This is a genomic window from Streptomyces spirodelae (assembly GCF_017676385.1).
Taxonomy (GTDB): domain Bacteria; phylum Actinomycetota; class Actinomycetes; order Streptomycetales; family Streptomycetaceae; genus Streptomyces; species Streptomyces spirodelae.
Window position 1 is genome coordinate 70496 of sequence record NZ_JAFFZN010000011.1, and the last position, 22229, is coordinate 92724.

The window sequence follows — 22229 nt, forward strand, 5'->3', positions numbered from 1 at the left end:
GGGGCGTCATATTAGAGAGGTCGGCACGGGAAGCCCAGAGCCACGCACCCTGCCGCGGGTGCACAAAACTGATGTACCGTCAGTTCCATGCCGGTCGCCGACACCCGCAGCATCCATCGCACCGGACGCCGCGTCGCGGTCGCCGGAGTCGCTCTCTCCGACACCGGGAAGGTCGACACGGAGCGGGCCGGGACGGCGACGCCGTACGCGCTGCACGCACAGGCGGCCCGCCGCGCCCTGGCCGACGCGGGGCTCGACCGCTCCCGGGTGGACGGTCTGGCCTCGGCCGGGCTGGGCGTTCTGGCGCCGGTGGAGGTCGCCGAGTATCTGGGGCTGCGGCCCACCTGGGTGGACTCGACCTCCGTCGGCGGCGCCACCTGGGAGGTGATGGCGGCCCACGCGGCCGACGCCGTCGCACAGGGCCGGGCCGATGCCGTGCTGCTCGTCTACGGCTCGACAGCACGTGCCGATCTCAAGGCCCGCCGCCGCACCGCCAACCTGTCCTTCGGCGCGCACGGTCCCCTGCAGTTCGAGGTGCCGTACGGGCACACGCTCGTCGCCAAGTACGCGATGGCGGCCCGGCGGCACATGCACCAGTACGGCACCACCCTCGAACAGCTGGCCCAGGTCGCCGTCCAGGCCCGCGCCAACGCGGCGGCCAATCCGGAGGCGCTGTACCGCGAGCCGATCACGGTCGACGACGTACTGTCCGGACCGCTGATCGCCGACCCGTTCACCAAACTGCACTGCTGTGTGCGCTCGGACGGCGGCTGTGCCGTACTGCTCGTCGCCGAGGACCTGGTGCCCGACCTGGCCACCGAGCCGGTGTGGATTCTCGGCTCGGGCACGGCGGTCTCCCATACGACGATGTCCGAGTGGGAGGACTTCACCGTCTCCCCTGCGGCCGCTTCAGGACGTGCGGCGTTCGCGCGTGCCGGAGTCACCCCGCAGGACATCGACCTGGCGCAGATCTACGACGCCTTCACCTATATGACCCTGGTGACACTGGAGGACCTGGGCTTCTGCGCCAAGGGCGAGGGCGGCGCGTTCGTGGAGCAGGGGCGGCTGCTGCGCGACGGCGAGCTGCCGGTCAACACCGACGGCGGCGGCCTGTCCGCCTGCCACCCCGGCATGCGCGGCCTGTTCCTCCTGGTCGAGGCAGTACGCCAACTGCGCGGCGAGGCCGACGAGGGCCGGCAGGTCCGCCGACGGGACGGCACCCTGCCCGAACTGGCCGTCGCCTCCGGAACGGGCGGCTGGTTCTGCTCCTCGGGAACGGTGGTACTGGGGCGTGACTGAGGGCGACGGGGCATGCGTGCAGAGCAGCCGTTTACATGGGGACAGCCGGGTGCTCGCATGCGGGCAGCGGTGAGCATGCATGCGGGGCAGCCGGCAAAGCGGCCTAGAAACGCTGGTACATGATGTGCAGGCCCACATAGCCGTGCTTCGGGTGCAGGAAGCCTTCCTCCAAGGTGGCGACGATCTCGAAGCCGAGCGACTTCCACAGTGCGACGGCACGGGTATTGGTCTCCACCACGGCGTTGAACTGCATCGCCCGGTAGCCCTCCCGCTTCGCCCACTCCAGCGCATGCTCGCCCAGCGCCCGGCCGACCCCCTTGCCGCCGCCGTCCGGGTCGACCATGAAGCTGGCCCCGGCGATGTGCGAAGCGCCGCCCATGTGATTGGGGTTCATCTTGGCGGAGCCCAGTACGCTCCCGGCGTCGTCCACGGCCACCACGGTGCGGCCGGGCGGCTGGAGCATCCACGTGCCGCGAGCGTCCGGCTCCGCCATGTCGCGCGGATAGGTGTAGGTCTCCCCTGCGGCGACGATTCGCTGGAAGAAGGGCCAGATGGCGGGCCAGTCGGCCGCGGTGGCTGTTCGGATCTGCACGGGCCCAGGATGCGGCACGTGCCCCTGATGCCGCCAGCGACTATCCGCGTCGGCCGGGGGCCGGCCGGAAGACCGGCACGACGGGCTCCGGGGTGCTCCCCCGTTCCCTCTCCCGTCCCCTCTCCCGGGCGCCCTCCTCGGCCTCGGTCTCTCCCTCTGCTTCCGCCCTCTCTGCCCCTGTACCGCCCTCAGGGCGGAACGCCACCCTGAGCTCCATCCCCACCCGGAGCGCCTCCGGCGGGCATCCGGTGATCTCCGTCATCATCCGCGGCCCTTCCGCGAGCTCCACCACGGCGGCGACGTACGGAACCCGTGTGTCGAACGGCGGCAGGTCGTTGCGGTGGACGACGGACCAGGTGTAGAGCGTCGCCCGCCCGTCCGCCTCCTCCCAGCCGACGTCCTCGCTCCAGCAGTACGGACAGAACTCGCGCGGATAGTGATGCGCGGCGCCGCAGCCCTCGGCCCGGCAGCGGCGGATGAGAAGCCGCCCCGCTGCCGCCGCGCGCCAGTACGGAGCGGTGAACGCGTCGACGCCGGGGAGGTCGAACCGCTGCCGTGCCCCCGGTGCCGCCTCGCCCGCCGTTCCGCCCATGGAGCCGCCCCTCGCTCGACCTGACGCTGCGTCAGTTCTAACCGCTGCCGCGTGAGCCCGCAAGGGTGCACCCACCGATCTAGGATGGTCGTCATGCCCATGTCCGACAGCGGCACACCCGTCCACATTCTCGGGGCCGGACCCGGGGGCCTGGCCACCGCCGCGGCTCTGCGGGAGCGCGGCATCAGCGCGGTCGTACTGGAGCGGACCGACACCGTCGGCTCGTCCTGGCGCGGCCACTACGACCGGCTGCGGCTGCACACCGCCCGGACCCATTCCGCACTCCCCGGCCTGCCCATCCCCCGTGCGTACGGGCGCTGGGTGGCCCGGGACGACCTCGTGCGCTACCTGGAGAAATACGCGGCACACCACAGGATCGAGGTGGCAACAGGCGTCGAGGTGCACAGGCTGGAGCGAGCCGACGGCGCAGAGGGTGCGGCGCGAGCCGACGGCGCACAGGCCGCCGAAGGCGCACAGTGGGTACTGCACGCCAACGGGGGGCGACGGTTGACCGCGCCCGCCGTCGTGGTCGCCACCGGCTACAACCACACCCCGCACCTGCCCGACTGGCCCGGCCGCGACGGCTTCACCGGCGAACTGCTGCACGCCTCCCGCTACCGCTCCCCCGCGCCCTACACGGGACGCGACGTACTGGTGGTAGGTGCGGGCAACACAGGCGCCGAAATCGCCGCGGATCTGGCCGAGGGCGGCGCCGGGCGGGTCCGCCTCGCCGTCCGGACGCCTCCGCACATCCTGCGTCGCTCCACCCTCGGCTGGCCCTCGCAGCGCAGCGCCATCCTGGGCCGGAGGCTGCCGGTACGGCTGGTGGACCGCATGGCAGCGCCGCTGACCAAGCTGTCCGTGCCGGACCTGACCCCTTACGGGCTGCCACGCCCCGACGCCGGCCTGTACACCCGGGCGCGGCAGGGCGCCGTCCCAGTGCTCGACGTGGGCCTGGTGGACGCGGTGCGACAGGGGAAGGTCGAGCCGGTGGCCGCCGTCGAGTCGTTCGAGGACGGCAAGGTGCTGCTGGCCGACGGGGACACGGTGACGCCCGAAGTCGTCATCGCCGCCACCGGGTACCGGCGCGGCCTCGATGAGCTGGTCGGCCACCTGGGGGTGCTGGACTCCCGAGGGGTGCCCCGCGTCCACGGCCGCCGCACCCACCCCGCTGCTCCCGCCCTGTACTTCAACGGGTTCTCCAACCCGCTCAGCGGCGGCCTGCGCGAACTCGCCCTGGACGCCCGCCGGATAGCCAGGGCGGTGGCGCGCGCGGCCGGATGAGGCGGGGCAGGAGCGGGGCAAGGGCGAGGGCGGGGCCGGATGGAGCCGGGTGAGGCCCGCGTGGGGGTCGAGTGGGGCCGGGCGGGGGCCGGGTGGGGCCGGGCCACCGCCAAGGGGGTTACTGACGCGGTGTCAATTCAGTAACCTGACAGAGCGTCAGTTCCAGGGAGGCGCCAGTCCCCGGCAGGCCACCACACGGGAGTGGGCGAGAGAACATGCTCGGATCGACTCACGGGACCCTCACCATGACCCCCCGCTCGGCCCGGGTGCTGGCCTGCGGCGGGCGTACCGGCGGCGCCGTGCACAGCAGCGCCTACGGCACCTCCGACGTCGCACTCGATGTCAGCGGGCGCCCGCTGCACGCGCCGGTGCCCGACCTGGACCGGTTCTTCCACCCGGAGGCGGTGGCCGTCGTCGGCGCCTCGGACGCCGAGAGCCGCCCCAACGCGGGCATCACGCGCCAGTTGCTGGCGTGGGCCCAGCGGGTCGGTGCCCGCCTGCACCCGGTGCATCCCGAGCGCCGCGAGGTGTTCGGACTGCCCTGCGTCCCCACCGTCGCCGCGCTGCCCGAGCCGGTGGACGTCGCCGTGCTGCTCGTCGCCGACCCGCTGCCCGTCGTCGAGCAGCTGGCCGGGACCAAGACCCGGTTCGCCGTCGTCTTCGCCTCCGGTTTCGCCGAGACCGGCGAGGAGGGCGCGGCCGCGCAGGTCCGGCTCGCCGAAGCCGCCGCCCGCTCCGGGGTGCGGCTGCTGGGGCCGAACACCAACCTCAACGCCTTCGAGCACTTCCGCGACGACCTCGAAGGGCCCGCCATCGCGCTGATCACTCAGTCAGGCCACCAGGGGCGCCCCCTCTTCGCCCTCCAGGAGCTGGGCATCCGGCTCTCGCACTGGGCGCCGACCGGCAACGAGGCGGACCTGGAGACCGCGGACTTCCTCTCCTACTTCGCCACCCTGCCCGAGGTCGGGGCCGTCGCCGCGTATGTGGAAGGGCTCAAGGACGGCCGCGGCTTTCTGCTGGCGGCCGACCGCGCCGCGCGCTGCGGCGTGCCCGTCGTCGCCGTGAAGGTGGGCCGCACCGAGGCCGGTGCGCGTACCGCCGCCTCGCACACCGGGAAGCTCACCGGAGCGGACGCCACGGTGGACGCGGCGATGCGGCAGTTCGGCGTCATCCGCGTGGCCGGGCTGGACGAGCTCCAGGACACCACCGCGCTGCTGGCCCGCGCCCGGCCGCCGCGCGCCGAGGGGGTGGCCGTCTACGCGATCTCCGGCGGCACCGGGGCCCACTTCGCCGACCTGGCCACCGCCGAGGGGCTGCGGCTGCCCGCTCTCTCCGCCGCCAAGCAGGCCGAGCTGCACCAGTGGATTCCCGCCGACCTCTCGGTCGCCAACCCCGTCGACAGCGGCGGGCACCCGGTGGGCGACTGGCGCGGCCGCAAGATCATCGACGCGCTGCTGGCCGACCCGGACGTCGGGGTGCTCGTCTGCCCCATCACCGGCCCCTTCCCCCCGATGAGCGACAAGCTGGCCCGGGACCTGGTCGCCGCAGCCGAGGAGACCGACAAACTGGTCTGCGTCGTATGGGGCTCCCCCGTCGGTACCGAGGACGCCTACCGGCACACCCTGCTGGGCTCTTCCCGGGTGGCGACCTTCCGCACCTTCGGCAACTGTGTACGCGCCATCCGCGCCTACCTCGACCACCACCGCTTCACCCGTGCCTACCGCTCGCCCTTCGACGAGGCGCCCCGCACCGCCTCCCCCTCGCTGCGCAAGGCCGAGGCACTGCTGCGCCCGGGACATCAGCTGAGCGAGCACGCGGGCAAGCAGCTGCTGCGCGCGTACGGGATTCGCGTACCGCGCGAGCAGCTGTGCACCAGCGCGGCCGGCGCGGTGCGCGCGGCGGCGCAGGTGGGCTACCCGGTGGTGATGAAGGCGTCCGCACCGCAGCTCGCGCACAAGAGCGAGTACGGCCTCGTCCGCCTCGGACTCACCTCGGCCAGCCAGGTGCGCGACACCTACCGGGAGCTGACGGAGATCGCACGGGCCGAGGAGATCGAGCTGGACGGCGTGCTGGTGTGCCAGCTGGTCGCCCCGGGCGTGGAGATGGCCGTCGGCATCACCCAGGACGAGCTGTTCGGGCCGACCGTGACGGTGGGGCTGGGCGGCGTCCTGATCGAGGTGCTGCGGGATGTCGCCGTGCGGGTCCCGCCGTTCGGTGAGGACCAGGCACGCGCGATGCTCGGGGAACTGCGGGGCGCGGCCCTGCTGGAGGGCGTGCGCGGCAGGCCGCCCGCCGATGTGGACGCGCTGGTCGAGGTCATCCTGCGGGTGCAGCGGATGGCGCTGGAGCTGGGCAGGGCCGGCCCCGGTTCCGGCCATGGCAGCGGGACCGGGAGTGGTGGCGGCGGGCTGGCCGAGCTGGACATCAACCCGCTGGTCGTCCTGGAGCGCGGACAGGGCGCGGTGGCGCTCGACGCGCTGGCCGTCTGCCGCTGAGCGCCGGCGGCCGCCGCCCGGCACCGAGCGGCGCTGCGGCGCCCGTGAAAGGAGCTGCACGTTGACGTCCTCCCCCCGTGATCCGTCCCCCGGGGCACCCTTGGTGACCCCGGAAGTCCTGGACGAGTCCCTGGAAGAAGTTGTAACGCAGGCCACTGACAACGCCGTGTCGTGGATCACCCTCGACCGCCCGCACGCGCTGAACGCGCTGACCTGGGAGCAGCGCGAGCGCCTCATCGGTCTGCTGGCCGACGCCTCGACGAACCCGGGAGTGAGGGCCGTCGTACTCACCGGGCGGGGCCGGGGGTTCTGCGCGGGTGCCGACCTCAAAGGCGTCGCGGGCGGCGGGGAGCGAGTGGCGGGCGATGTGGCCCGTACGCTCGAACGGGGTGCGCAGCGGCTGGTGACGGCCGTGCTGGACTGTGAGAAGCCGGTGCTCGCGGCGGTCAACGGCACCGCGGCGGGGCTGGGCTGCCACCTCGCGCTCGCCTGCGACCTGGTGCTGGCCGCCGAGGAGGCGTCGTTCGTCGAGGTCTTCGTACGCCGGGGCCTGGTGCCGGACGGCGGAGGCGCCTATCTGCTGCCCAGGCTGGTGGGGCCGCAGCGGGCGAAGGAGTTGATGTTCTTCGGGGACCGGCTGCCCGCGTCCGAGGCCGAACGTCTCGGCCTGGTCAACCGGGTCGTGCCCGCCGACGCCCTGGAGCGGACGGCGCGGGAGTGGGCCGGCCGGCTGGCCGCAGGCCCGACCCGTGCGCTGGCGCTCACCAAGCGGCTGGTCAATTCCTCGCTGGACGCGGACCGTGCGGCCGCGCTCGCGGCGGAGGCGTGGGCGCAGGAGATCAACATGACCACCAGGGATGCGCGGGAGGGCGTGGCCTCCTTCGCGGAGCGGCGCAAACCGGGCTTCGAGGGACGGTAGAGCGCCATGGTTACGCTGGAGTTGCCGAGCGCCGAGCGCGGCCCGGCGACCAGGACCGCCCGGACCTTCCGATCTGACGAAGCATCAGGTGCAATGAACCCATGATGGGACACGCTGGAATGGCAGCCACCGCGGTGCGCTACCTGCGCGCCGCAGGCGCACCGTCGGCACGCGCCGCGCGCGGCGCCCGGGAGACCCGGCGCGGCACCGAGCGGGCCGCGGAGCCCGGCGCGCTCCCCCGACCCGAGCTGCGCGCCGTGCGCGAGGACGAACGCGCACCCGTGGAACCGGCCCACTTCCGCCGCGTACTGGGCGGCTTCGCCTCCGGTGTGACCGTGGTCACCGCCCCGGCGACCGAAGGTGAGCAGAGCCCGGCCGGGTTCGCCTGCCAGTCCTTCGCCTCCCTCTCACTGGAGCCGCCGCTGATCTCCTTCATGGTGGGCCGCACCTCCACGAGCTGGCCCCGGATCGCCCGCGCCGGCGTCTTCTGCGTGAACGTCCTCACGGCCTCCCAGGGCGAGCTGTGCCGCGCCTTCGCGGTGAGCGGCGCCGACAAGTTCGCCGGGGTCTCCTACTCTCCCGCGCCGGTCACCGGCTCGCCACTGCTGGAGGGCGTGGCGGCGTGGATCGACTGCGAGATCCACGCCGTGCACACGGGCGGCGACCATCTCATCGTCGTCGGCCGGGTCCGCGACCTGGACACCGCTGAGAACGCGCAGGAGCCGCTGATATTCCACCGGGGGCAGCTGGGCACCTTCACGCCCCTGGATGCCGAGGGCTGACCGCCGGCACCCGTCGGCAAGGGGCGCTCACGCTCACGCGGAGTGCACCTCCAGTCCCGTCCGACCGGGTGCCAGCTCCGGGCGCAGCACCAGATCGGCGTCGTAGTCGCCGCCCGCCTCGTACCGGAAGGGCAGGGGCGCGAGCGCGTCCAGGCCGAGCAGCCGCTCCCGCAGCTCCTCCTGACGCTCCTTGACGTCCGCCTCGGTCGCGCGGTCGGCGCCGTAGACGACGAACGGGGGCAGCGCCGCCATGCCCGTGTACCAGAACGTGCCGTGGTGCAGCGGGAAGAGCACATCGTTGACGTACCCGTGGATACCGCGCGGACCGAAGCTGGAACGCCGTGCCCCGACCGAGGTGACGACCATGGCGCGCTTCCCGGCCAGCCCGCCGTCCCCGTAACGCCGGACGTGGCCGGCTTCGTCCCGCACTCCGAACGCGAATCCCTGCACCAGTACCCGGTCGAACCAGCCCTTGAGGATGGCGGGCGGTCCGAACCACCACAGCGGGAAGTGGAAGACCAGGGTGTCGGCCCATTCGATCTTCTCCTGCTCGGCACGGATGTCCGGGCTGAGGCCGCCGGTGAGGTAGCCGTCCTCCTGCGCGTCACCGACCAGCAGCCGCTCCCCCGGCCGCTGTCTGCCGGGGAAGTCCGCACCGTCGACGACCGGCTTCCAGCCCATCGCGTACAGATCGGACTCCCTCACCTCATGGCCGCCCTCGCGCAGCGCGGTCACTCCGGTGTCACGCAGTGCGGCGTTCAGGGAGCGGGCTTCCGGGTGGGCGAATATCCACAGCGTCTTCATGCCACTGAGCATGCGCCCGGGCGAGCACCCAAACGAGTGGCCAGATGGACGACAAGTGCAAGATTCCGGTCACGCCTCACCGGCCACGCCTCACCGGTCACGGCTCACCCGGCCACGGCTCACTCCGCCTGCTGCGCCGGTGTTCCCTCGGACTGTGTGCGGCGCTGCACCACCAGCGCCATCAGTGCCGCCATGGCGCACAGCACGCCGGTGCCGGTCCACGCCATGTCGTACGACCCGGTGGCGTCCCGTACGAGCCCTGCCAGGAAGGCGATCAGCGAGGCACCGGCCTGGTGCGAGGCGAGCACCCAGCCGAAGACGACCGCACCGTCGGCGCCGAAGTGCTCCCGGCACAGCGCCATGGTGGGCGGCACAGTGGCGACCCAGTCGAGTCCGTAGAAGACGATGAAGAAGAGCATCGGCGGCTGCACACTCGCGGCGAACAGCAGCGGCAGCACCAGCAGCGAGAGTCCGCGCAGCCCGTAGTAGACCGCCAGCAGCCTGCGCGCGTCGAACCGGTCGGTCAGCCAGCCGGAACAGACCGTGCCCACCAGGTCCAGCACCCCGATGAGGGCCAGCAGGGAAGCCGCGACAGGAACGGCCATCCCGTGGTCGTGTGCGGCAGGCACGAAGTGCGTGCTCATCAGCCCGTTGGAGGAGGCGCCGCAGATCGCGAACGTCCCGGCCAGCAGCCAGAAGACCCGGGTGCGCGCCGCCGTGCGCAGCACCGACAGGGTACGCCGCAGCGCGCCCGTCGTATCAGCGCGCGGGGTCACGTAAGCGGCACCGGCGCCGTACGGACGCAGCCCCACGTCCTCGGGGCGGTCCCGCAGCAACCACACCACCAGTGGCACCACAGCGAGCGCCGCACCGCACACCACCAAGGAAGCGGTGCGCCAGCCCGGGCCCTCCACCAGCAGCGCCACCAGAGGGAGGAAGACCAGCTGCCCGGTCGCGCTTCCGGCGGTCAGGATGCCGCTGACCAGGCCGCGCCTGGCGACGAACCAGCGGTTGGCCACCGTGGCGGCGAAGGCGAGCGCCATGGAGCCCGAGCCGACGCCCACCAGCAGCCCCCAGCAGAGCACCAGTTGCCACTCGCTGTGCATGAAGACGGTCAGCCCGCTGCCCACCGAGATCAACAGCAACGCCGCCGTGACGACCTGGCGTATGCCGTAGCGCTCCATCAGCGCCGAGGCGAACGGCGCGGTGAGCCCGTACAGCAGCACATTCAGCCCGACGGCGAACGAGATGGTGCCGTGCGACCAGCCGAACTCCTGGTGCAGAGGGTCGATGAAAACGCTCGGCGTGGCCCGGAACCCGGCGGCGCCCACGAGCGCGACGAAGCACACCAGGGCGACCCACCAGGCGCGGTGCACACGCGGGCCGGGAGAAGCCGAACCGGCGGGCGGTGCGCCGGGGGAAGGCGAGCCTGCAGGGTGCGGTTCGGACAGCGGTTCAGCCTGATCGGCGCCGCCCTTCCCGGACGGCCTCGGGGAGAGGGTCTCAGTCACGCGGACCAGCCTGTGCGACGGTGACCGGCCGATCGAGTGGCCCGAGAGCCACCATGTGCGAGGATCGGGCCATGGCTGTTTTCACCCGCCCCGGACTGCACAAGGTCGCCGTCCTGGTGCGGCACGGTCTGCTGCCGATCGAACTGGGCATCCCGCACGCCCTGATGGGCAGGGCGCGGTCGGCCACCGGTGAGCGGTTGTACGAGGTCGTCACCTGTGCGGTCGCCCCTGGCCCGATCCGCACGGAGGGCGACTTCACCGTCAATGTGGACCACGGCACCGAGGCGCTGGCCGAGGCGGACACAGTGATCGTCCCGGCCGCGCACGACAGGGACGAGCCGTACGACCGTGGCGCGATGAACCCCGGGCTGACCGAGGCGTTCGCCCGCATCCGCCCCGGCACCCGGGTCGCCTCCATCTGCACGGGCGCCTTCGTACTGGCCGCCGCCGGACTGCTGGACGGCAAGCGGGCCACAACACACTGGCGCGCCAGCGAGCGCTTCCAGCGCCTCTTCCCGAGCGTCCGGCTCGACTCCGACGTGCTCTACATCGACGAGGGCTCCGTCCTCACCTCTGCGGGCATCGCCTCAGGCGTCGATCTGTGTCTGCACATGATCCGCCGGGACCACGGCGCTGCCGTCGCCAACGCGGTGGCGCGGCGCACTGTCGTACCGCCGCACCGTGACGGCGGGCAGGCCCAGTTCATCCGCCGCCCCGTCCCCGAACCGCGCGTCTCCTCCACCGGAGCGGCCCGCGCCTGGGCACTGCGCCACCTCGACCGCCCCCTCACCCTGCGCGAACTCGCCGAGCGCGAGTCGATGAGCGTGCGCACCTTCACCCGCCGCTTCCGCGACGAGGTCGGGATGAGCCCCCAGCAGTGGCTCACTCAGCAGCGCATCGAACGCGCCCGCCAGCTGTTGGAGGAGAGCGATCTGTCCATCGACCGGATCGCCGCCCAGGCGGGCTTCGGCTCCGCTTCGACACTGCGGATGCACTTGCAGACAGCGCTGGGCGTCTCACCGAGCGCATACCGCCGTACGTTCCGCACGGGTGCGGCAGCAGACACCGGAAACGGCACCGGTATGGCGACGGACGGGAGCAGATGAGCATGGAGGAGCACCAGACGACAACCGGAGCGAGGGTTTTCACCCGCCCAGGGCGGCACCGGGTCGCGGTACTGGTCAGACATGGGGTGATTCCGATGGAGCTCGGCCTGGTGCACCAGGTGTTCGGGCGGGCGGCCACCCCGGAGGGTGAGCCGCTGTACGAGGTGGTCACCTGTGCCGTCGTGCCCGGAGCTGTCCGTACGGACGCCGATTTCCCCATCCATGTGGCACACGGTGCCGAAGCACTGGCGGAGGCCGACACGGTTGTCGTTCCGGCCACCCATGAGCCGGACGAGACGGAGACCGAAGGGAGCCTTCCCGAACCACTCCGTCAGGCGCTCGCCCGCATCCGTCCCGAAGCCCGTCTCGCATCCATCTGCACGGGCGCCTTCGTACTGGCCGCCGCCGGACTGCTGGACGGCAAGCGGGCGACGACGCACTGGATGTCCACCGACAGCTTCCGCGCTCTGTATCCAGCCGTCCGGCTCGACCCCGATGTGCTCTACGTGGACGAGGGCTCCGTGCTGACCTCCGCGGGCGAGGCGGCCGGAATCGACCTGTGTCTGCACATCGTGCGGGGTGACCACGGCGCTGCCGTCGCCAACGCGGTGGCGCGGCGCACTGTCGTACCGCCGCACCGTGACGGCGGGCAGGCCCAGTTCATCCGCCGCCCCGTACCCGAACCGCGCGTCTCCTCCACCGGAGCGGCCCGCGCCTGGGCACTGCGCCACCTCGACCGCCCCCTCACCCTGCGCGAACTCGCCGAGCGCGAGTCGATGAGCGTGCGCACCTTCACCCGCCGCTTCCGTGAGGAAGTCGGCGTCACCCCGCTGCGCTGGCTCAATCAGCAGCGCATCGAACGCGCCCGCCAGCTGCTGGAGGAGAGCGATCTGCCTGTCGAGCGCATCGCCTCCCAGGCGGGCTTCGGCACGGCGGCCTCCCTCCGCCAGCACTTCCAGGCGGCGCTGGGCGTCTCCCCACGCGCCTACCGCCGTACCTTCCGCGCGGAGGCGGAGAGCGCGGCGGCCTAGCGGTGCGGGCTGCTCCTCGGTCAGTCCTGAAAGGTGAGCACCGCTCGGGCCACCCGGCCGTGATGGGCGTCGTGGGCCGCGGCCGCGAACTCCTCGACCGGGTAGGTGCGGGTGACCAGTTCGTCCAGCAGCAGCCGCCCCTGTCGGTACAGGTCCGCGTACAGCGCGATGTCGCGGGGCGGACGGGAGGAGCCGTAGCGGCAGCCCAGGATGGACTTGTCCAGGAACAGCGCTGCGGGCAGGAAGACTGCCTCCGCTTCGGCCGGTGGCATGCCCAGCAGCACCGCCTGACCGTGCCGGTCGAGGAGATCGACGGCCTGCCGCACGAGTGCGGTGCTGCCGACGCACTCGAAGGTGTGCGCTGCGCCGCTGGGCAGGATCTCCTTGACGGCGGCCACCGTTCCCCCTGCGGCGTCCCGCTGCGCCGCGCCGGCGTCCCCCCACGCGGCGCCGGCGTCCCCCTGCGAGGCATCGGCTTCCCCCCGTGAGGCGTCCACGAAGTGGGTGGCGCCGAACTGCCGGGCCGTCGCTTCCTTCTCCGGGTCGGCGTCCACCGCCACGATGGGGTTCGCGCCCGCGATCCTGGCCCCCTGCAGCACATTGAGCCCGACGCCCCCGGTACCGATCACCACCACCGACTCACCCTGACCGACCTCGGCGCGGTTGAGCACAGCGCCGACGCCGGTGAGAACGGCGCAGCCGATCAGCGCGGCTGAGGTGAGGGGGATGTCGTCGGGGACCGGGGTGGCCTGGACGGCCTTGACCACGGTGCGCTCGGCGAAGGCCGAGTTGGCGGCGAAGTTGTACAACGGCTCGCCACCCCGGGTGAACGGCTGCTCGGGCCTGCCGATGGCCCGGGGACACATGGTGGGGCGGCCTCGCGCGCACTGGGGGCACGCGCCGCAGTTGGCGATGGTGGACAGCGCCACATGGTCTCCGGGCGCCACATGCACCACGCCTTCACCGACGGCCTCGACCACCCCGGCGCCCTCGTGGCCGAGCACCACCGGCCGTGGGAAGGGGATCGTTCCGTCGATGACGGACAGATCGCTGTGGCACAGCCCGGCAGCGCGGATGCCCACGAGCACCTCGCCGGGGCCCGGAGCCCGGACCTCCAGGTCGTCGACGACCTCGGCCTCTCCGCCCTCCAGGATCACGCCTCTCATGCCACTCCCGCTCCCCTCACCCCACTGGTAACGACGACACCCCGCTGGTCGCGGGACACAACGGCATCCCGCCCGTCACAACGGCATCTCGCCTGTCACGACGGCACCCCCTGTCACGACGGCCAGACGATCGACTGGAGCTCGCTGTAGGCGTGCAGCCCGAACGAGCCGCCGTCCCGGCCGACTCCGGACTCCTTGAAGCCGCCGAACGGTGTCTCCGGGTGCCGCTGGACGGTGTTGATGCCGACGTTGCCGCTGCGCAGCCGCCCCGCCAGCCGCCAGGCGCGGCCGGTGTCACTGCTGAAGACGTAGTCGTAGAGGCCGTAGGGGGTGCTGTTGGCGATGCGTACGGCCTCGTCGTCGTCCGCGAACGGGAGGACGACCACCACGGGGCCGAACAGTTCCTCGCGGGCGACGGTCATCTCCGGTGTGACGCCGGTGATCAGGGTCGGCGCGACGTAGAAGCCGGTGGCCGGGCGCTTGGGCCGTTCGCCGCCCACCAGCACCGTAGCGCCCTGCTCCCGGGCGCCGGCGACATACGCCTCGACGCGGTCGCGCTGGGCCGCGGAGATCACCGGCCCGACCACGGTTCGCTCATTCGTGGGATGGCCGAGCGTCAGTGCGGAGGCGTACCGTGAAAGCGCAGTCACGAACTCGTCGTGGAGCGAGTCGTGAACGAGCACACGCGTCGGTGCCGTACAGATCTGGCCGCTGTGAAACGCCCAGGTCGAGGTGACCGAGCCCAGTGCTGCCTCGCGGGCCCTGCCAACCGCGTCGTCCAGCACCAACGCCGCACCCTTTCCACCCAGTTCCAGCAGGGTGCGTTTCATCCCTCGTCCCGCGTTCCCAGCGATCTCCTTTCCCACGGAGGTGGAGCCAGTGAAACTGATCATGTCGACGCCCGGGTGTGCCACCAGGGCCTCACCCGGCCCGGGGCCCGACCCGGTGACGACGTTGTAGAGCCCGTCCGGCAGCCCCGCCTCCTGAAGCAGCGGACCCAGCTCCAGGCAGCTCAGCGGGTCCTGCGGCGCCGGCTTGCAGACCACGGCGTTGCCCATGGCCAGTGCGGGCGCCACCTTGCCCGCGAGGTTGACCACGGGGAAGTTGTAGGAGGTGATGCACCCGACCACGCCGACGGGACGGCGTACGGCGACGGCGCCGATCAGTCCGCCAGGAGCCAGCGCGCTGGGCCCCACTGGCTGCGGCGCCAGGGGCACGGTCTCCGGTTCGAGCGCGCCGCGCGCGTAGCGCCGGAAGCGGTCGGCAGCAGTGGGCAGCTGCATACCGCGTGCGACCTTGAGCGTGGCGCCGGTCTCGGCCTGCAGCAGCGGCACGAGTGCTCCAGCGCGCTCGGTCAGCAACTCGGCGATCCGCTCCAGCACCCGGGAGCGCTCGCGCGGGTCCGTGGCGGCCCATGCCTCCTGGGCGGCGCGTGCCGCGCGGACGGCCGCGTCCACCTCGGCGGCGTCCCCTTCGGGAGCCTCGCCGACCAGCAGCTCGGTGGCCGGGTCGATGACCGGGTAGTGACCGCGCGCGGGCTCGCGCCAGTCACCGTCGATCCAGTGCCGGTAGGCCCTGGGCGGCCCCGGCACGTCCGGCGGCGAGGTCGTCGCAGCGGTGCTCGGTTCCGTCGTCACGTGCGTGCCTCTCTGGGCAGGCCCAGCACCTGCTGGGCGAGGATGTCGCGCTGGATCTCGTCCGAGCCGCCGTAGATGGTGTCGGCGCGGGTGAAGAGGAACAGCCGCTGGAGGGCGTCGAGTTCGTAGGGCCGGTGCGGCGTCCAGTCGTACGGGCCGAGGGCGGCCGGGGCCCCGCGCACCAGCACGGCCAGCTCACCGAGCTGCTGATGCCAGCATCCCCACAGCAGCTTGGCGACGCTGGGCGCACCTGGAACCGCCGCGTCACCGCTCCCGTCGGTCGTGGTGCGGCTACCGGAGCCGGTACGGGTGCCGCTGTCGCTGCCTGCGCCGGTGCCAGTGGCGGTTCCTGCACCTGCACCGGTGCCGGTGCCGCTCCCGGTGCCGCCGAGGGTACGCAGGGCGTTCCAGCGCATCACCCGCAGCTGGGACCACGCCCGCACGAGTCGGTCGCGGAGGACCGGGTCGGCGGCGGCACCGGTACGCAGGGCGAGGCGGAGTACGCGGTCGAGTTCGGCGGCGAAGCCGATCTGCTGGGCAAGCGTTGACACGCCGCGCTCCAGGGCCAGCAGGGAGGTGGCGACCCGCCAGCCGTCGCCCTCGGCGCCCACCCGGTGCCCGGCTTCGGCGAGTGCGCCGTCGAAGAAGACCTCGTTGAACTCCTCCGTGCCCGACATCTGCCGGATGGGACGGACTTCGACGCGGCCGGGCTGGTCCATCGGCACCAACAGGAAGGAGAGTCCCCGGTGGCCGCTCGTGCCCTGCTCGGTGCGGGCGAGGACGAAACACCAGTCCGCTTCTTGGGCAAGTGATGTCCAGATCTTCTGGCCGGTGACGCGGTAGCCTCCGGCCCCACCGCCCGCCCCCAAGCCCCCCACGGTGCCGGTCCGTACGCCGTCGGCCCGTACGCCACCGGCCCGTACGGCGGTCGCGCGCACGGCGCTGGTGCGCACTGCGGTCGTGCGCACTGCGGCCAGGTCCGAGCCGGCGTCCGGTTCACTGTAGCCCTGGCACCACAGTTCCTCTCCCCGGGCGATGGCGGGCAGGAAGCGTTGGCGCTGCTCGGCCGTGCCATGGGCGAGCAGGGTCGGGGCGAGCAGGTTCTCGCCGATGTGGCCGACGCGGGCGGGGGCGCCCGCCCGGGCGTACTCCTCGGCCCAGACGACCTGCTGGGTGAGGGTGGCGGTGCGGTTGCCGTAGCTGCCGTGGCGGGGGTCCCAGCCGATCCCGATCCAGCCGGCGGCGCCCAGTTCCCGCTCCCAGCGGCGGCGGACGACGGTGGCCTGGTGCTCGCGGCCGGGCCCGCCCTCTCCGGTGGCGCCCGCGAAGTCGCCGGTCAGGTGGTCGTGGAGCCACTGGCGGGCCTCCGCCCTGAAGTCCTCGTCCTCGCGGGTGAAGCCGAAGTCCACTCGTCCCCCTCTCCACGGGCGGGGCCGGTATCCGTCCCCGCCGTCACCGGGTGTCAGCTCACGCGTTGGGGCGGTCCTTGCGGGCTGCGGCCTCGGCCATCTCCTTGAGCCGCTCCAGCAGGGGCATCGGGTCCTGGCCGACGGTGCCGGGCAGGTGGTCGGCGAGTTGCTGCGGAGTCCAGGAGCCGTCGGCGTAGGCGGCCCGAAGCTCGCGGGGCTGCGCCCATACGGCGATCTTGGGCCCGGCGACGGTGTAGACCTGTCCGGTGATCTCCTGCTGTCCGGCGTGGTCGCTCAGCAGGTAGACGACGAGGGGTGCGACGTCCTCGGGCTCGCCGATCTCGGTCAGTTCCACAGGGACGTAGGCGGACATCCGGGTGCGGGCCACGGGGGCGACGGCATTGGCGGTGACGCCGTACTTGTGCAGGCCGAGTGCCGCGCTGCGGACGAGGGAGATGACGCCGCCCTTGGCCGCCGCGTAGTTGGCCTGGGAGACGGAGCCCTGGTGGTTGCCGCTGGTGAAGCCGATCAGGGCGCCGCCGCGCTGGGTGCGCATGACGGCGCTCGCGGCGCGGAAGACGGTGAAGGTCCCCTTGAGGTGGGTGGCGACGACCGGGTCCCACTCGTCCTCGGTCATGTTGAAGAGCATCCGTTCGCGCAGGATTCCGGCCACGCAGACGGCCCCGTCAAGGCGGCCGAAGCTGTCGAGCGCGGTGTCCACGACGCGCTGTCCGCCCTCCATGGTGGAGACGTCGTCGGCGACCGGCACGGCCTGGCCGCCCGCTGCCGCGATCTCCTTGACGACGGCCTCGGCTATCTCGCTGCGCGGTTCGCCGCCGTCCACCGAGACGCCGTAGTCGTTGACGACGACCTTGGCTCCCTCGTCGGCGCAGGCCAGCGCCACCGCGCGGCCGATGCCCCGGCCGGCCCCTGTGACGGCGACGACCTTCCCGGCCAAGAAGTTCCCCACGTCCTGCCCCCTCCCGCCGAATCTGACGACCCGTTAGATTCTTGGGCAGGTGCCCGCCGAGCACAAGACCCCGTGCGACCGGGCCCACGCCGCCCGACGTTCCCGGGAGGACAGATGACCGTGCCGGCACAGTGCCCCGAGTTCGCCGAGATCGCCGCGCGCGTCAACAACTGGGGCCGCTGGGGCGCCGGGGACGAGATCGGCACGCTCAACCTCGTCACCGACGAGGTGGTGCGCCGGGCGGTGGCCACCGTCCGCAGCGGCCGCCGCCTCGCGCTCGCGCTGCCGCTCCAGCAGGACGGGGTACAGACCGGGCTGATCCCCGGCCGGGTGAACCCACTGCACACGATGGTCGCGCTCAACCTGGAGATGTTCGGGCCCGGGACGGTCGCCACCAGCGACGACGCCGTCACCATGGGCCTGCAGGCCGCCACCCACTGGGACGGTCTCCCCCATGTCTCGCACGGGGGGCGGATCTACAACGGCCGCCCCGCCGACACCGTCACCGCGCACGGCGGCGCGGCGTTCAGCGGAATCGAGAAGAGCGGCCCCGTCGTCTCCCGTGGCGTGCTGCTCGACGTGGCACGCGCCCGGGGTGTGGACCGGCTGGCGGGCGGCCACGCGGTCACACCCGAAGATCTGGAAGCAGCCGAGGAGTTCGCGGGCACCCGCGTACGAGCCGGTGACATCGTGCTCGTCCGTACGGGACAGCTGCGCCGCTATCTGGCCGGCGACAAGCACGGCTACGCGCATCCCTCCTCCGGGCTGTCGCTGCGCACGCCCGCCTGGTTCCACGCCCGGGACGTGGCGGCCGTGGCCAACGACACCCTCACGTTCGAGATCGTGCCGCCCGAGATCGAGGGCCTCTGGCTTCCCGTGCACGCCCTGCACCTGGTGGAGATGGGGATGCTCCAGGGTCAGAACTGGAACCTGGAGGAACTCTCCGCGGCCTGTGCGGACGAGGGCCACTACGCCTTCCTGTTGACGGCCCAGCCGGAGCCCTTCACCGGCGGCTCGGGCGCCCCGGTGGCTCCGGTGGCGGTGCTGTGAGCCGGGCGGGGCGCCGGAGTGCCGCGTTGCAGGCAGGACGGGTGTGGCAGGCGAGACGGGTACTGCGGGCAAGACGGGTGGCGGTGCGCCCTTGCGCGCCCCGAGCACGGCACGGCGTACCGCCACCCGACTCCGGCGCTCGGGGCCCTGCCCTCAACGGAGGTTGGCGCCGGACCGCGACCCGTACTCGTCGAGGAACCTCAGGTACCTCGACGTCCCCTCACAACGAATCGCTCCACCCAAGGGTGATCAAGCCGATACGAGACGTCAACACCTGGTCTGGACTTTGGCGGCTTTGCCCGTTTTGCCCCGGCGCATGTTCAGCCGAACGCGCCAGCACCTGCCCCCGCGACGTTGACTCGCGCACGCGCGTTCGCACCGGCGTGCACCTCGCCGTTCGGGCGCACTTCACCGTTCGCACGACCCTCGGTGCGCCCACCGCCCGCCTCACGGCCGGCGGTCGGTGCCGAACCCGTGGTCGCGAGCGGCGCCGTGTCCAGTTCGCACCACACCCGCTTGCCCCCCGGCTCGTGCTCCCAGCCCCAGCGGTCCGCGAGCCCCGAGACGAGTTCGAGTCCACGCCCACCGGTGTCCTCACCCTCCGCCTGGCGGCGGCGCGGCGCGCGGCTGCTCGCATCCGCGACCTCGACCCGCACCGAGCCTGCTGCCTCGTGCGCCGCACCACCGCCGCACCGCCGGGGCAGCAGCATGCACAGCACGGCCGGACAGCCGGTGTGCACCACCGCGTTGGTGACGAGTTCCGAGATCAGCAGAATCAGCGTCTCGGCAAGGGACTCGTCGGCGTCCACTCCGGCCCCCGCCAGCCGGGCCCTGGCCCACCTCCGGGCGCGCCCCACCTCCGTCGGATCGGATCCGATCTCCAACTGCTCCAGAAGCACCTGCACCGCTCACACCATCCGAACTGGCGGACACATCGCCTCGCGTCTCCATGTAGTCACGGATTGTGACTCCAGCGAGAACAGCATGGTTGACTCATAGTGATGTCAACAAGCGCTTCAGGCATATTCCGGCGCAAAGGAGTAGACGCACGGCATACTGTGCGACGCCGAGCGCGGGGACTCGAACGACCCGCCCTGAAACTCGTGGACACCCTTTTGTTCCTTGGTCTTCGGGGGTCGGGGTCGACTGGCGACCCGACCCGCGCCTTCTGTCGGCAGCCCGCCGCCACCGGGGCCGCCACACTCGCGCCCAGGGAGCGTACCGGAGTGGAATCCGATCTTCCGCTCGTGGTCGTCACTGGATGAATCCAAGGCGCCCATAACGCAGCGTAATCACTCTCATCGAATTTCCCGGATGAATACCCTGTTCACTCTCATATGGGGCACAGCAGCGCTGAGGCCAATCGCTCCTCAGACGTCACAGCGGTTCGCCACTGCTCGGCACGCAACCACGCGCGCTTCAGGTGCAGATGGACATCGGCCTCCCATGTGAACCCCACCCCGCCGTGCACCTGGAGACAGTCGCGTGCATTGCCCACGGCTGCCGTGTCGGCGAGGAGCTTCGCCGCGCTGATCTCCTCCTCGTCCACGGTGACGGCCGCCGCGTAAACCACACTTCTGGCCGTTTCCGAACGGACCAGCATCCCGGCGCACAGATGCTGCACCGCCTGGAACGCGCCGACCGGACGGCCGAACTGCTCGCGCTGCCGCGCGTACCCGACCGCCATCTCCAACGTGCGGCAGGCGCTCCCGAGCTGGAGCGCCGCGGTGAGCAGCACCGCCTCCCGCAGCAACACCCCCGCGCCCACGGCCTGCTCCCTCCCGCTGCCCCCCGCCGCCCGCGCCCCCGGGGAATCGCTCTCGCGCCGTCCGTGCACCCGGTGCAGCGGGGTGAGCGGGTCCAGGGAACGCATCGGGCGCGCCGCCAGTTCGCCGGGGGACAGCACCCGCACCGTGTGCCCCTCGTCGAGTACCAGCACGGCGTCCGCCGCAGCCAGGTGCTCGACCGGCGGTGTCGGACCGCCGTACGGTCCCGTACCCTCCACGGCCGTCACCACCGCCGTGCCGTCCTCGGCCCCCGCCACGAGCCCCGCACTGCCCGCAAGGTGGCTGGCGACCAGGGGGCCGGGCAGCAGCGCCCGTCCGGCCTCCTCGAAGAGCAGCACCGCCTCCGGCAGGCCCAGCCCGACGCCTCCCGCGCTCTGCGGCGCGCGCAGTGCGAACAGTCCCGCCTGTCCCAACTCGCGCCACAGGCCGCTGTCGAGCGCCGTGCCCGCCGCGTCCCCGCCCACCGCCGCACCGTCCACCGCAGCCGCGCCGCTACCCACCGCCGCACCGTCCACCGTGTCCCGCAACGCCTCCCGGTCGAACCGTGCTCGCAGCAGTTGGCGCATACCGTCTCGCAGTGCCCTCTGGTCCTCCGTCAGCCGGAAGTCCATCCGCGCCGTCACCGTCCCTTCGGGAGGCCGAGGATGCGCTCGGCGACGATGTTGTGCTGGATCTGCGACGTGCCGGCGGCGATGGTGTACGAGAGGGACGAGAGCCGCTCCAGTGCCCATTCCTCCGCCAGGTCCAGCGCGGCGGGGCCCAGCACCGCTGCCGCCGCGTCGTACAGTTCCTGGCGCGCCTGCGAGTAGCGCAGCTTGAAGACCGAACCGCCCGCTCCGGGTACCCCTGTGCCACCTTGGCGCAGCCCGTGTGCGGCCTCGCTGACGTTCCACTGGATGAGCCGCCACAGTGCGCTGAATTCCGCGTTCAGCCGGCCCAGCCGACGGCGCACTGCCGCGTCGTCCCAGCGACCGTTGTGCCGCGCACGGCGGGCGAGCAGCCGCAGGGTGCGGCGGCATGCGACGACCTCGCCGACGAACGCCGTGCCCCGCTCGAAGGACAGGGTCACCATGGTGACCCGCCAGCCGTCGTTCTCCGCGCCGACCCGGTTGTCGACGGGTACCCGCACCTCGTCCAGGAAGACCTCGGCGAACTCGTGCGAGCCGGCCAGTGTGCGCAGCGGCCGTACGGTGACGCCGGGCGTGTCCATGGGCAGTGCGAGCCAGGTGATGCCGTGGTGCCGAGGGGCTTCCGGGTCGGTACGGACGAGCAGTTCGCACCAGTCGGCGACCTCGGCGTGCGAGGTCCAGATCTTGCTGCCGGTCACCACATAGGTGTCACCGTCGCGTACCGCCCGGGTGCGCAGGCGTGCCAGGTCCGAGCCGGCGTCCGGTTCCGAGAATCCCTGGCACCACACCTCCTCGCCGCGCAGGATCGGCGGCAGCCAGCGGGCGCGCTGCCGCGGGCTGCCCTCGGCAGCGATCGTCGGCCCGGCGTGCAGCAGTCCGACGAATCCGGCTCCCACATACGGGGCCCCGGCCGCCTCCGTCTCCTCCAGGAAGATCAGGTGCTGGGTGGGTGTCGCGCCCTGGCCGCCCGCGTCCTTCGGCCAGTGCAGACCCGCGTATCCGGCGTCGTACAGCCGGCGCTGCCAGTCCATGTCGTAGGTGCGGCGGGCCTGCCAGTCCAGCGGGTCGGGCCGGGGCGGCAGGGTGGGCAGCACATCGGCGAGCCAGGTGCGCAGCCGCGCCCGGAACTCCTCTTCCTCCTCCGTGTACGCGAGACGCATCGCTGT

Annotated in this window: 19 protein-coding genes; 8 read left to right on the forward strand and 11 right to left on the reverse strand. The window is 72.3% G+C overall.

The window, feature by feature from the left end; translation table 11 throughout:
* The first annotated feature begins 87 nt into the window (after positions 1–87).
* Entirely contained in the window at positions 88–1299 is a 1212-nt protein-coding gene (locus tag JW592_RS13960; RefSeq protein ID WP_209265375.1) for a thiolase C-terminal domain-containing protein, read from the forward strand.
* A gap of 103 nt (positions 1300–1402) precedes the next feature.
* Here JW592_RS13960 and JW592_RS13965 read toward each other — a convergent pair whose 3' ends face one another.
* Entirely contained in the window at positions 1403–1891 is a 489-nt protein-coding gene (locus tag JW592_RS13965) for a GNAT family N-acetyltransferase (protein WP_209265376.1), read from the reverse strand.
* Between the two features lie 40 nt (positions 1892–1931).
* On the reverse strand, positions 1932–2483 hold the full coding sequence (locus tag JW592_RS13970) for a Zn-ribbon domain-containing OB-fold protein (RefSeq protein ID WP_209265377.1): 552 nt from the start codon (positions 2481–2483) through the stop codon (positions 1932–1934).
* Positions 2484–2582: 99 nt separating this feature from the next.
* Between JW592_RS13970 and JW592_RS13975 the strand changes: the two genes are divergently transcribed.
* From JW592_RS13975 to JW592_RS13990, 4 genes are all read left to right on the forward strand, one after another.
* A complete protein-coding gene (locus JW592_RS13975; RefSeq protein ID WP_209265476.1) occupies positions 2583–3767 on the forward strand; it encodes a flavin-containing monooxygenase in 1185 nt (394 codons plus the stop codon).
* 215 nt (positions 3768–3982) lie between these two features.
* Positions 3983–6262, forward strand: a complete 2280-nt coding sequence (locus tag JW592_RS13980; protein ID WP_209265378.1) for an acetate--CoA ligase family protein — start codon at positions 3983–3985, stop codon at positions 6260–6262.
* A gap of 118 nt (positions 6263–6380) precedes the next feature.
* Positions 6381–7181 (forward strand): enoyl-CoA hydratase/isomerase family protein, encoded by an 801-nt coding sequence (locus tag JW592_RS13985; RefSeq protein ID WP_229376005.1) that lies wholly within the window; start codon positions 6381–6383, stop codon positions 7179–7181.
* A 101-nt stretch (positions 7182–7282) separates the two neighbouring features.
* On the forward strand, positions 7283–7963 hold the full coding sequence (locus tag JW592_RS13990; protein ID WP_229375966.1) for a flavin reductase family protein: 681 nt from the start codon (positions 7283–7285) through the stop codon (positions 7961–7963).
* A gap of 33 nt (positions 7964–7996) precedes the next feature.
* Here the strand turns inward: JW592_RS13990 and JW592_RS13995 are convergent, their stop codons facing one another.
* Together JW592_RS13995 and JW592_RS14000 are read right to left on the reverse strand one after the other, a co-directional pair.
* Positions 7997–8767 carry an NAD(P)H-dependent oxidoreductase gene (locus tag JW592_RS13995; RefSeq protein WP_209265379.1) on the reverse strand — a complete coding sequence of 257 codons (771 nt, stop codon included), beginning with the start codon at positions 8765–8767 and terminating at the stop codon, positions 7997–7999.
* A 119-nt stretch (positions 8768–8886) separates the two neighbouring features.
* On the reverse strand, positions 8887–10278 hold the full coding sequence (locus tag JW592_RS14000; protein WP_209265380.1) for an MFS transporter: 1392 nt from the start codon (positions 10276–10278) through the stop codon (positions 8887–8889).
* 71 nt (positions 10279–10349) lie between these two features.
* Between JW592_RS14000 and JW592_RS14005 the strand changes: the two genes are divergently transcribed.
* Positions 10350–11384, forward strand: coding sequence for a GlxA family transcriptional regulator (locus tag JW592_RS14005; protein ID WP_229375968.1), 1035 nt, complete (start codon positions 10350–10352; stop codon positions 11382–11384).
* Entirely contained in the window at positions 11381–12415 is a 1035-nt protein-coding gene (locus JW592_RS14010) for a GlxA family transcriptional regulator (RefSeq protein WP_229375970.1), read from the forward strand. The genes JW592_RS14005 and JW592_RS14010 overlap by 4 nt, the downstream gene beginning before the upstream one ends.
* 20 nt (positions 12416–12435) lie before the next feature.
* Here the strand turns inward: JW592_RS14010 and JW592_RS14015 are convergent, their stop codons facing one another.
* The 4 genes from JW592_RS14015 to JW592_RS14030 all read right to left on the reverse strand — a co-directional run bounded on the left by JW592_RS14015 (position 12436) and on the right by JW592_RS14030 (position 17597).
* Positions 12436–13581, reverse strand: a complete 1146-nt coding sequence (locus JW592_RS14015) for an alcohol dehydrogenase catalytic domain-containing protein (RefSeq protein ID WP_209265382.1) — start codon at positions 13579–13581, stop codon at positions 12436–12438.
* A gap of 113 nt (positions 13582–13694) precedes the next feature.
* The gene (locus JW592_RS14020; protein ID WP_209265480.1) at positions 13695–15173 is read right to left on the reverse strand and encodes an aldehyde dehydrogenase family protein; all 1479 of its coding nucleotides are present in this window, start codon (positions 15171–15173) and stop codon (positions 13695–13697) included.
* A 41-nt stretch (positions 15174–15214) separates the two neighbouring features.
* Entirely contained in the window at positions 15215–16627 is a 1413-nt protein-coding gene (locus JW592_RS14025; RefSeq protein ID WP_209265383.1) for an acyl-CoA dehydrogenase family protein, read from the reverse strand.
* Positions 16628–16685: 58 nt separating this feature from the next.
* The gene (locus tag JW592_RS14030) at positions 16686–17597 is read right to left on the reverse strand and encodes an SDR family oxidoreductase (RefSeq protein WP_209265384.1); all 912 of its coding nucleotides are present in this window, start codon (positions 17595–17597) and stop codon (positions 16686–16688) included.
* Between the two features lie 114 nt (positions 17598–17711).
* Here JW592_RS14030 and JW592_RS14035 point away from each other — a divergent pair, with 114 nt between their 5' ends.
* Complete coding sequence (locus JW592_RS14035) at positions 17712–18647, forward strand: cyclase family protein (protein WP_209265385.1); 936 nt, start codon at positions 17712–17714, stop codon at positions 18645–18647.
* Between the two features lie 320 nt (positions 18648–18967).
* Here the strand turns inward: JW592_RS14035 and JW592_RS14040 are convergent, their stop codons facing one another.
* The 3 genes from JW592_RS14040 to JW592_RS14050 all read right to left on the reverse strand — a co-directional run bounded on the left by JW592_RS14040 (position 18968) and on the right by JW592_RS14050 (position 22223).
* The gene (locus JW592_RS14040) at positions 18968–19552 is read right to left on the reverse strand and encodes an ATP-binding protein (protein ID WP_209265386.1); all 585 of its coding nucleotides are present in this window, start codon (positions 19550–19552) and stop codon (positions 18968–18970) included.
* Between the two features lie 428 nt (positions 19553–19980).
* Positions 19981–21045, reverse strand: coding sequence for an acyl-CoA dehydrogenase family protein (locus JW592_RS14045; protein ID WP_209265481.1), 1065 nt, complete (start codon positions 21043–21045; stop codon positions 19981–19983).
* Positions 21046–21053: 8 nt separating this feature from the next.
* Positions 21054–22223, reverse strand: coding sequence for an acyl-CoA dehydrogenase family protein (locus JW592_RS14050; protein ID WP_209265387.1), 1170 nt, complete (start codon positions 22221–22223; stop codon positions 21054–21056).
* Between the last annotated feature and the right edge of the window lie 6 nt (positions 22224–22229).

What these genes read in the sequence shown, in the direction of transcription:
- JW592_RS14035 (WP_209265385.1), top strand. Translation starts at nt 17,712, where the DNA reads ATGACCGTGCCGGCACAGTGCCCCGAGTTCGCCGAGATCGCCGCGCGC.
- JW592_RS14010 (WP_229375970.1), top strand. Translation starts at nt 11,381, where the DNA reads ATGAGCATGGAGGAGCACCAGACGACAACCGGAGCGAGGGTTTTCACC.
- JW592_RS13980 (WP_209265378.1), top strand. Translation starts at nt 3,983, where the DNA reads ATGCTCGGATCGACTCACGGGACCCTCACCATGACCCCCCGCTCGGCC.
- JW592_RS13970 (WP_209265377.1), bottom strand. Translation starts at nt 2,483, where the DNA reads ATGGGCGGAACGGCGGGCGAGGCGGCACCGGGGGCACGGCAGCGGTTC.
- JW592_RS13960 (WP_209265375.1), top strand. Translation starts at nt 88, where the DNA reads ATGCCGGTCGCCGACACCCGCAGCATCCATCGCACCGGACGCCGCGTC.
- JW592_RS14015 (WP_209265382.1), bottom strand. Translation starts at nt 13,581, where the DNA reads ATGAGAGGCGTGATCCTGGAGGGCGGAGAGGCCGAGGTCGTCGACGAC.
- JW592_RS13975 (WP_209265476.1), top strand. Translation starts at nt 2,583, where the DNA reads ATGTCCGACAGCGGCACACCCGTCCACATTCTCGGGGCCGGACCCGGG.
- JW592_RS13990 (WP_229375966.1), top strand. Translation starts at nt 7,283, where the DNA reads ATGATGGGACACGCTGGAATGGCAGCCACCGCGGTGCGCTACCTGCGC.
- JW592_RS14005 (WP_229375968.1), top strand. Translation starts at nt 10,350, where the DNA reads ATGGCTGTTTTCACCCGCCCCGGACTGCACAAGGTCGCCGTCCTGGTG.
- JW592_RS13995 (WP_209265379.1), bottom strand. Translation starts at nt 8,767, where the DNA reads ATGAAGACGCTGTGGATATTCGCCCACCCGGAAGCCCGCTCCCTGAAC.
- JW592_RS14045 (WP_209265481.1), bottom strand. Translation starts at nt 21,045, where the DNA reads ATGGACTTCCGGCTGACGGAGGACCAGAGGGCACTGCGAGACGGTATG.
- JW592_RS14050 (WP_209265387.1), bottom strand. Translation starts at nt 22,223, where the DNA reads ATGCGTCTCGCGTACACGGAGGAGGAAGAGGAGTTCCGGGCGCGGCTG.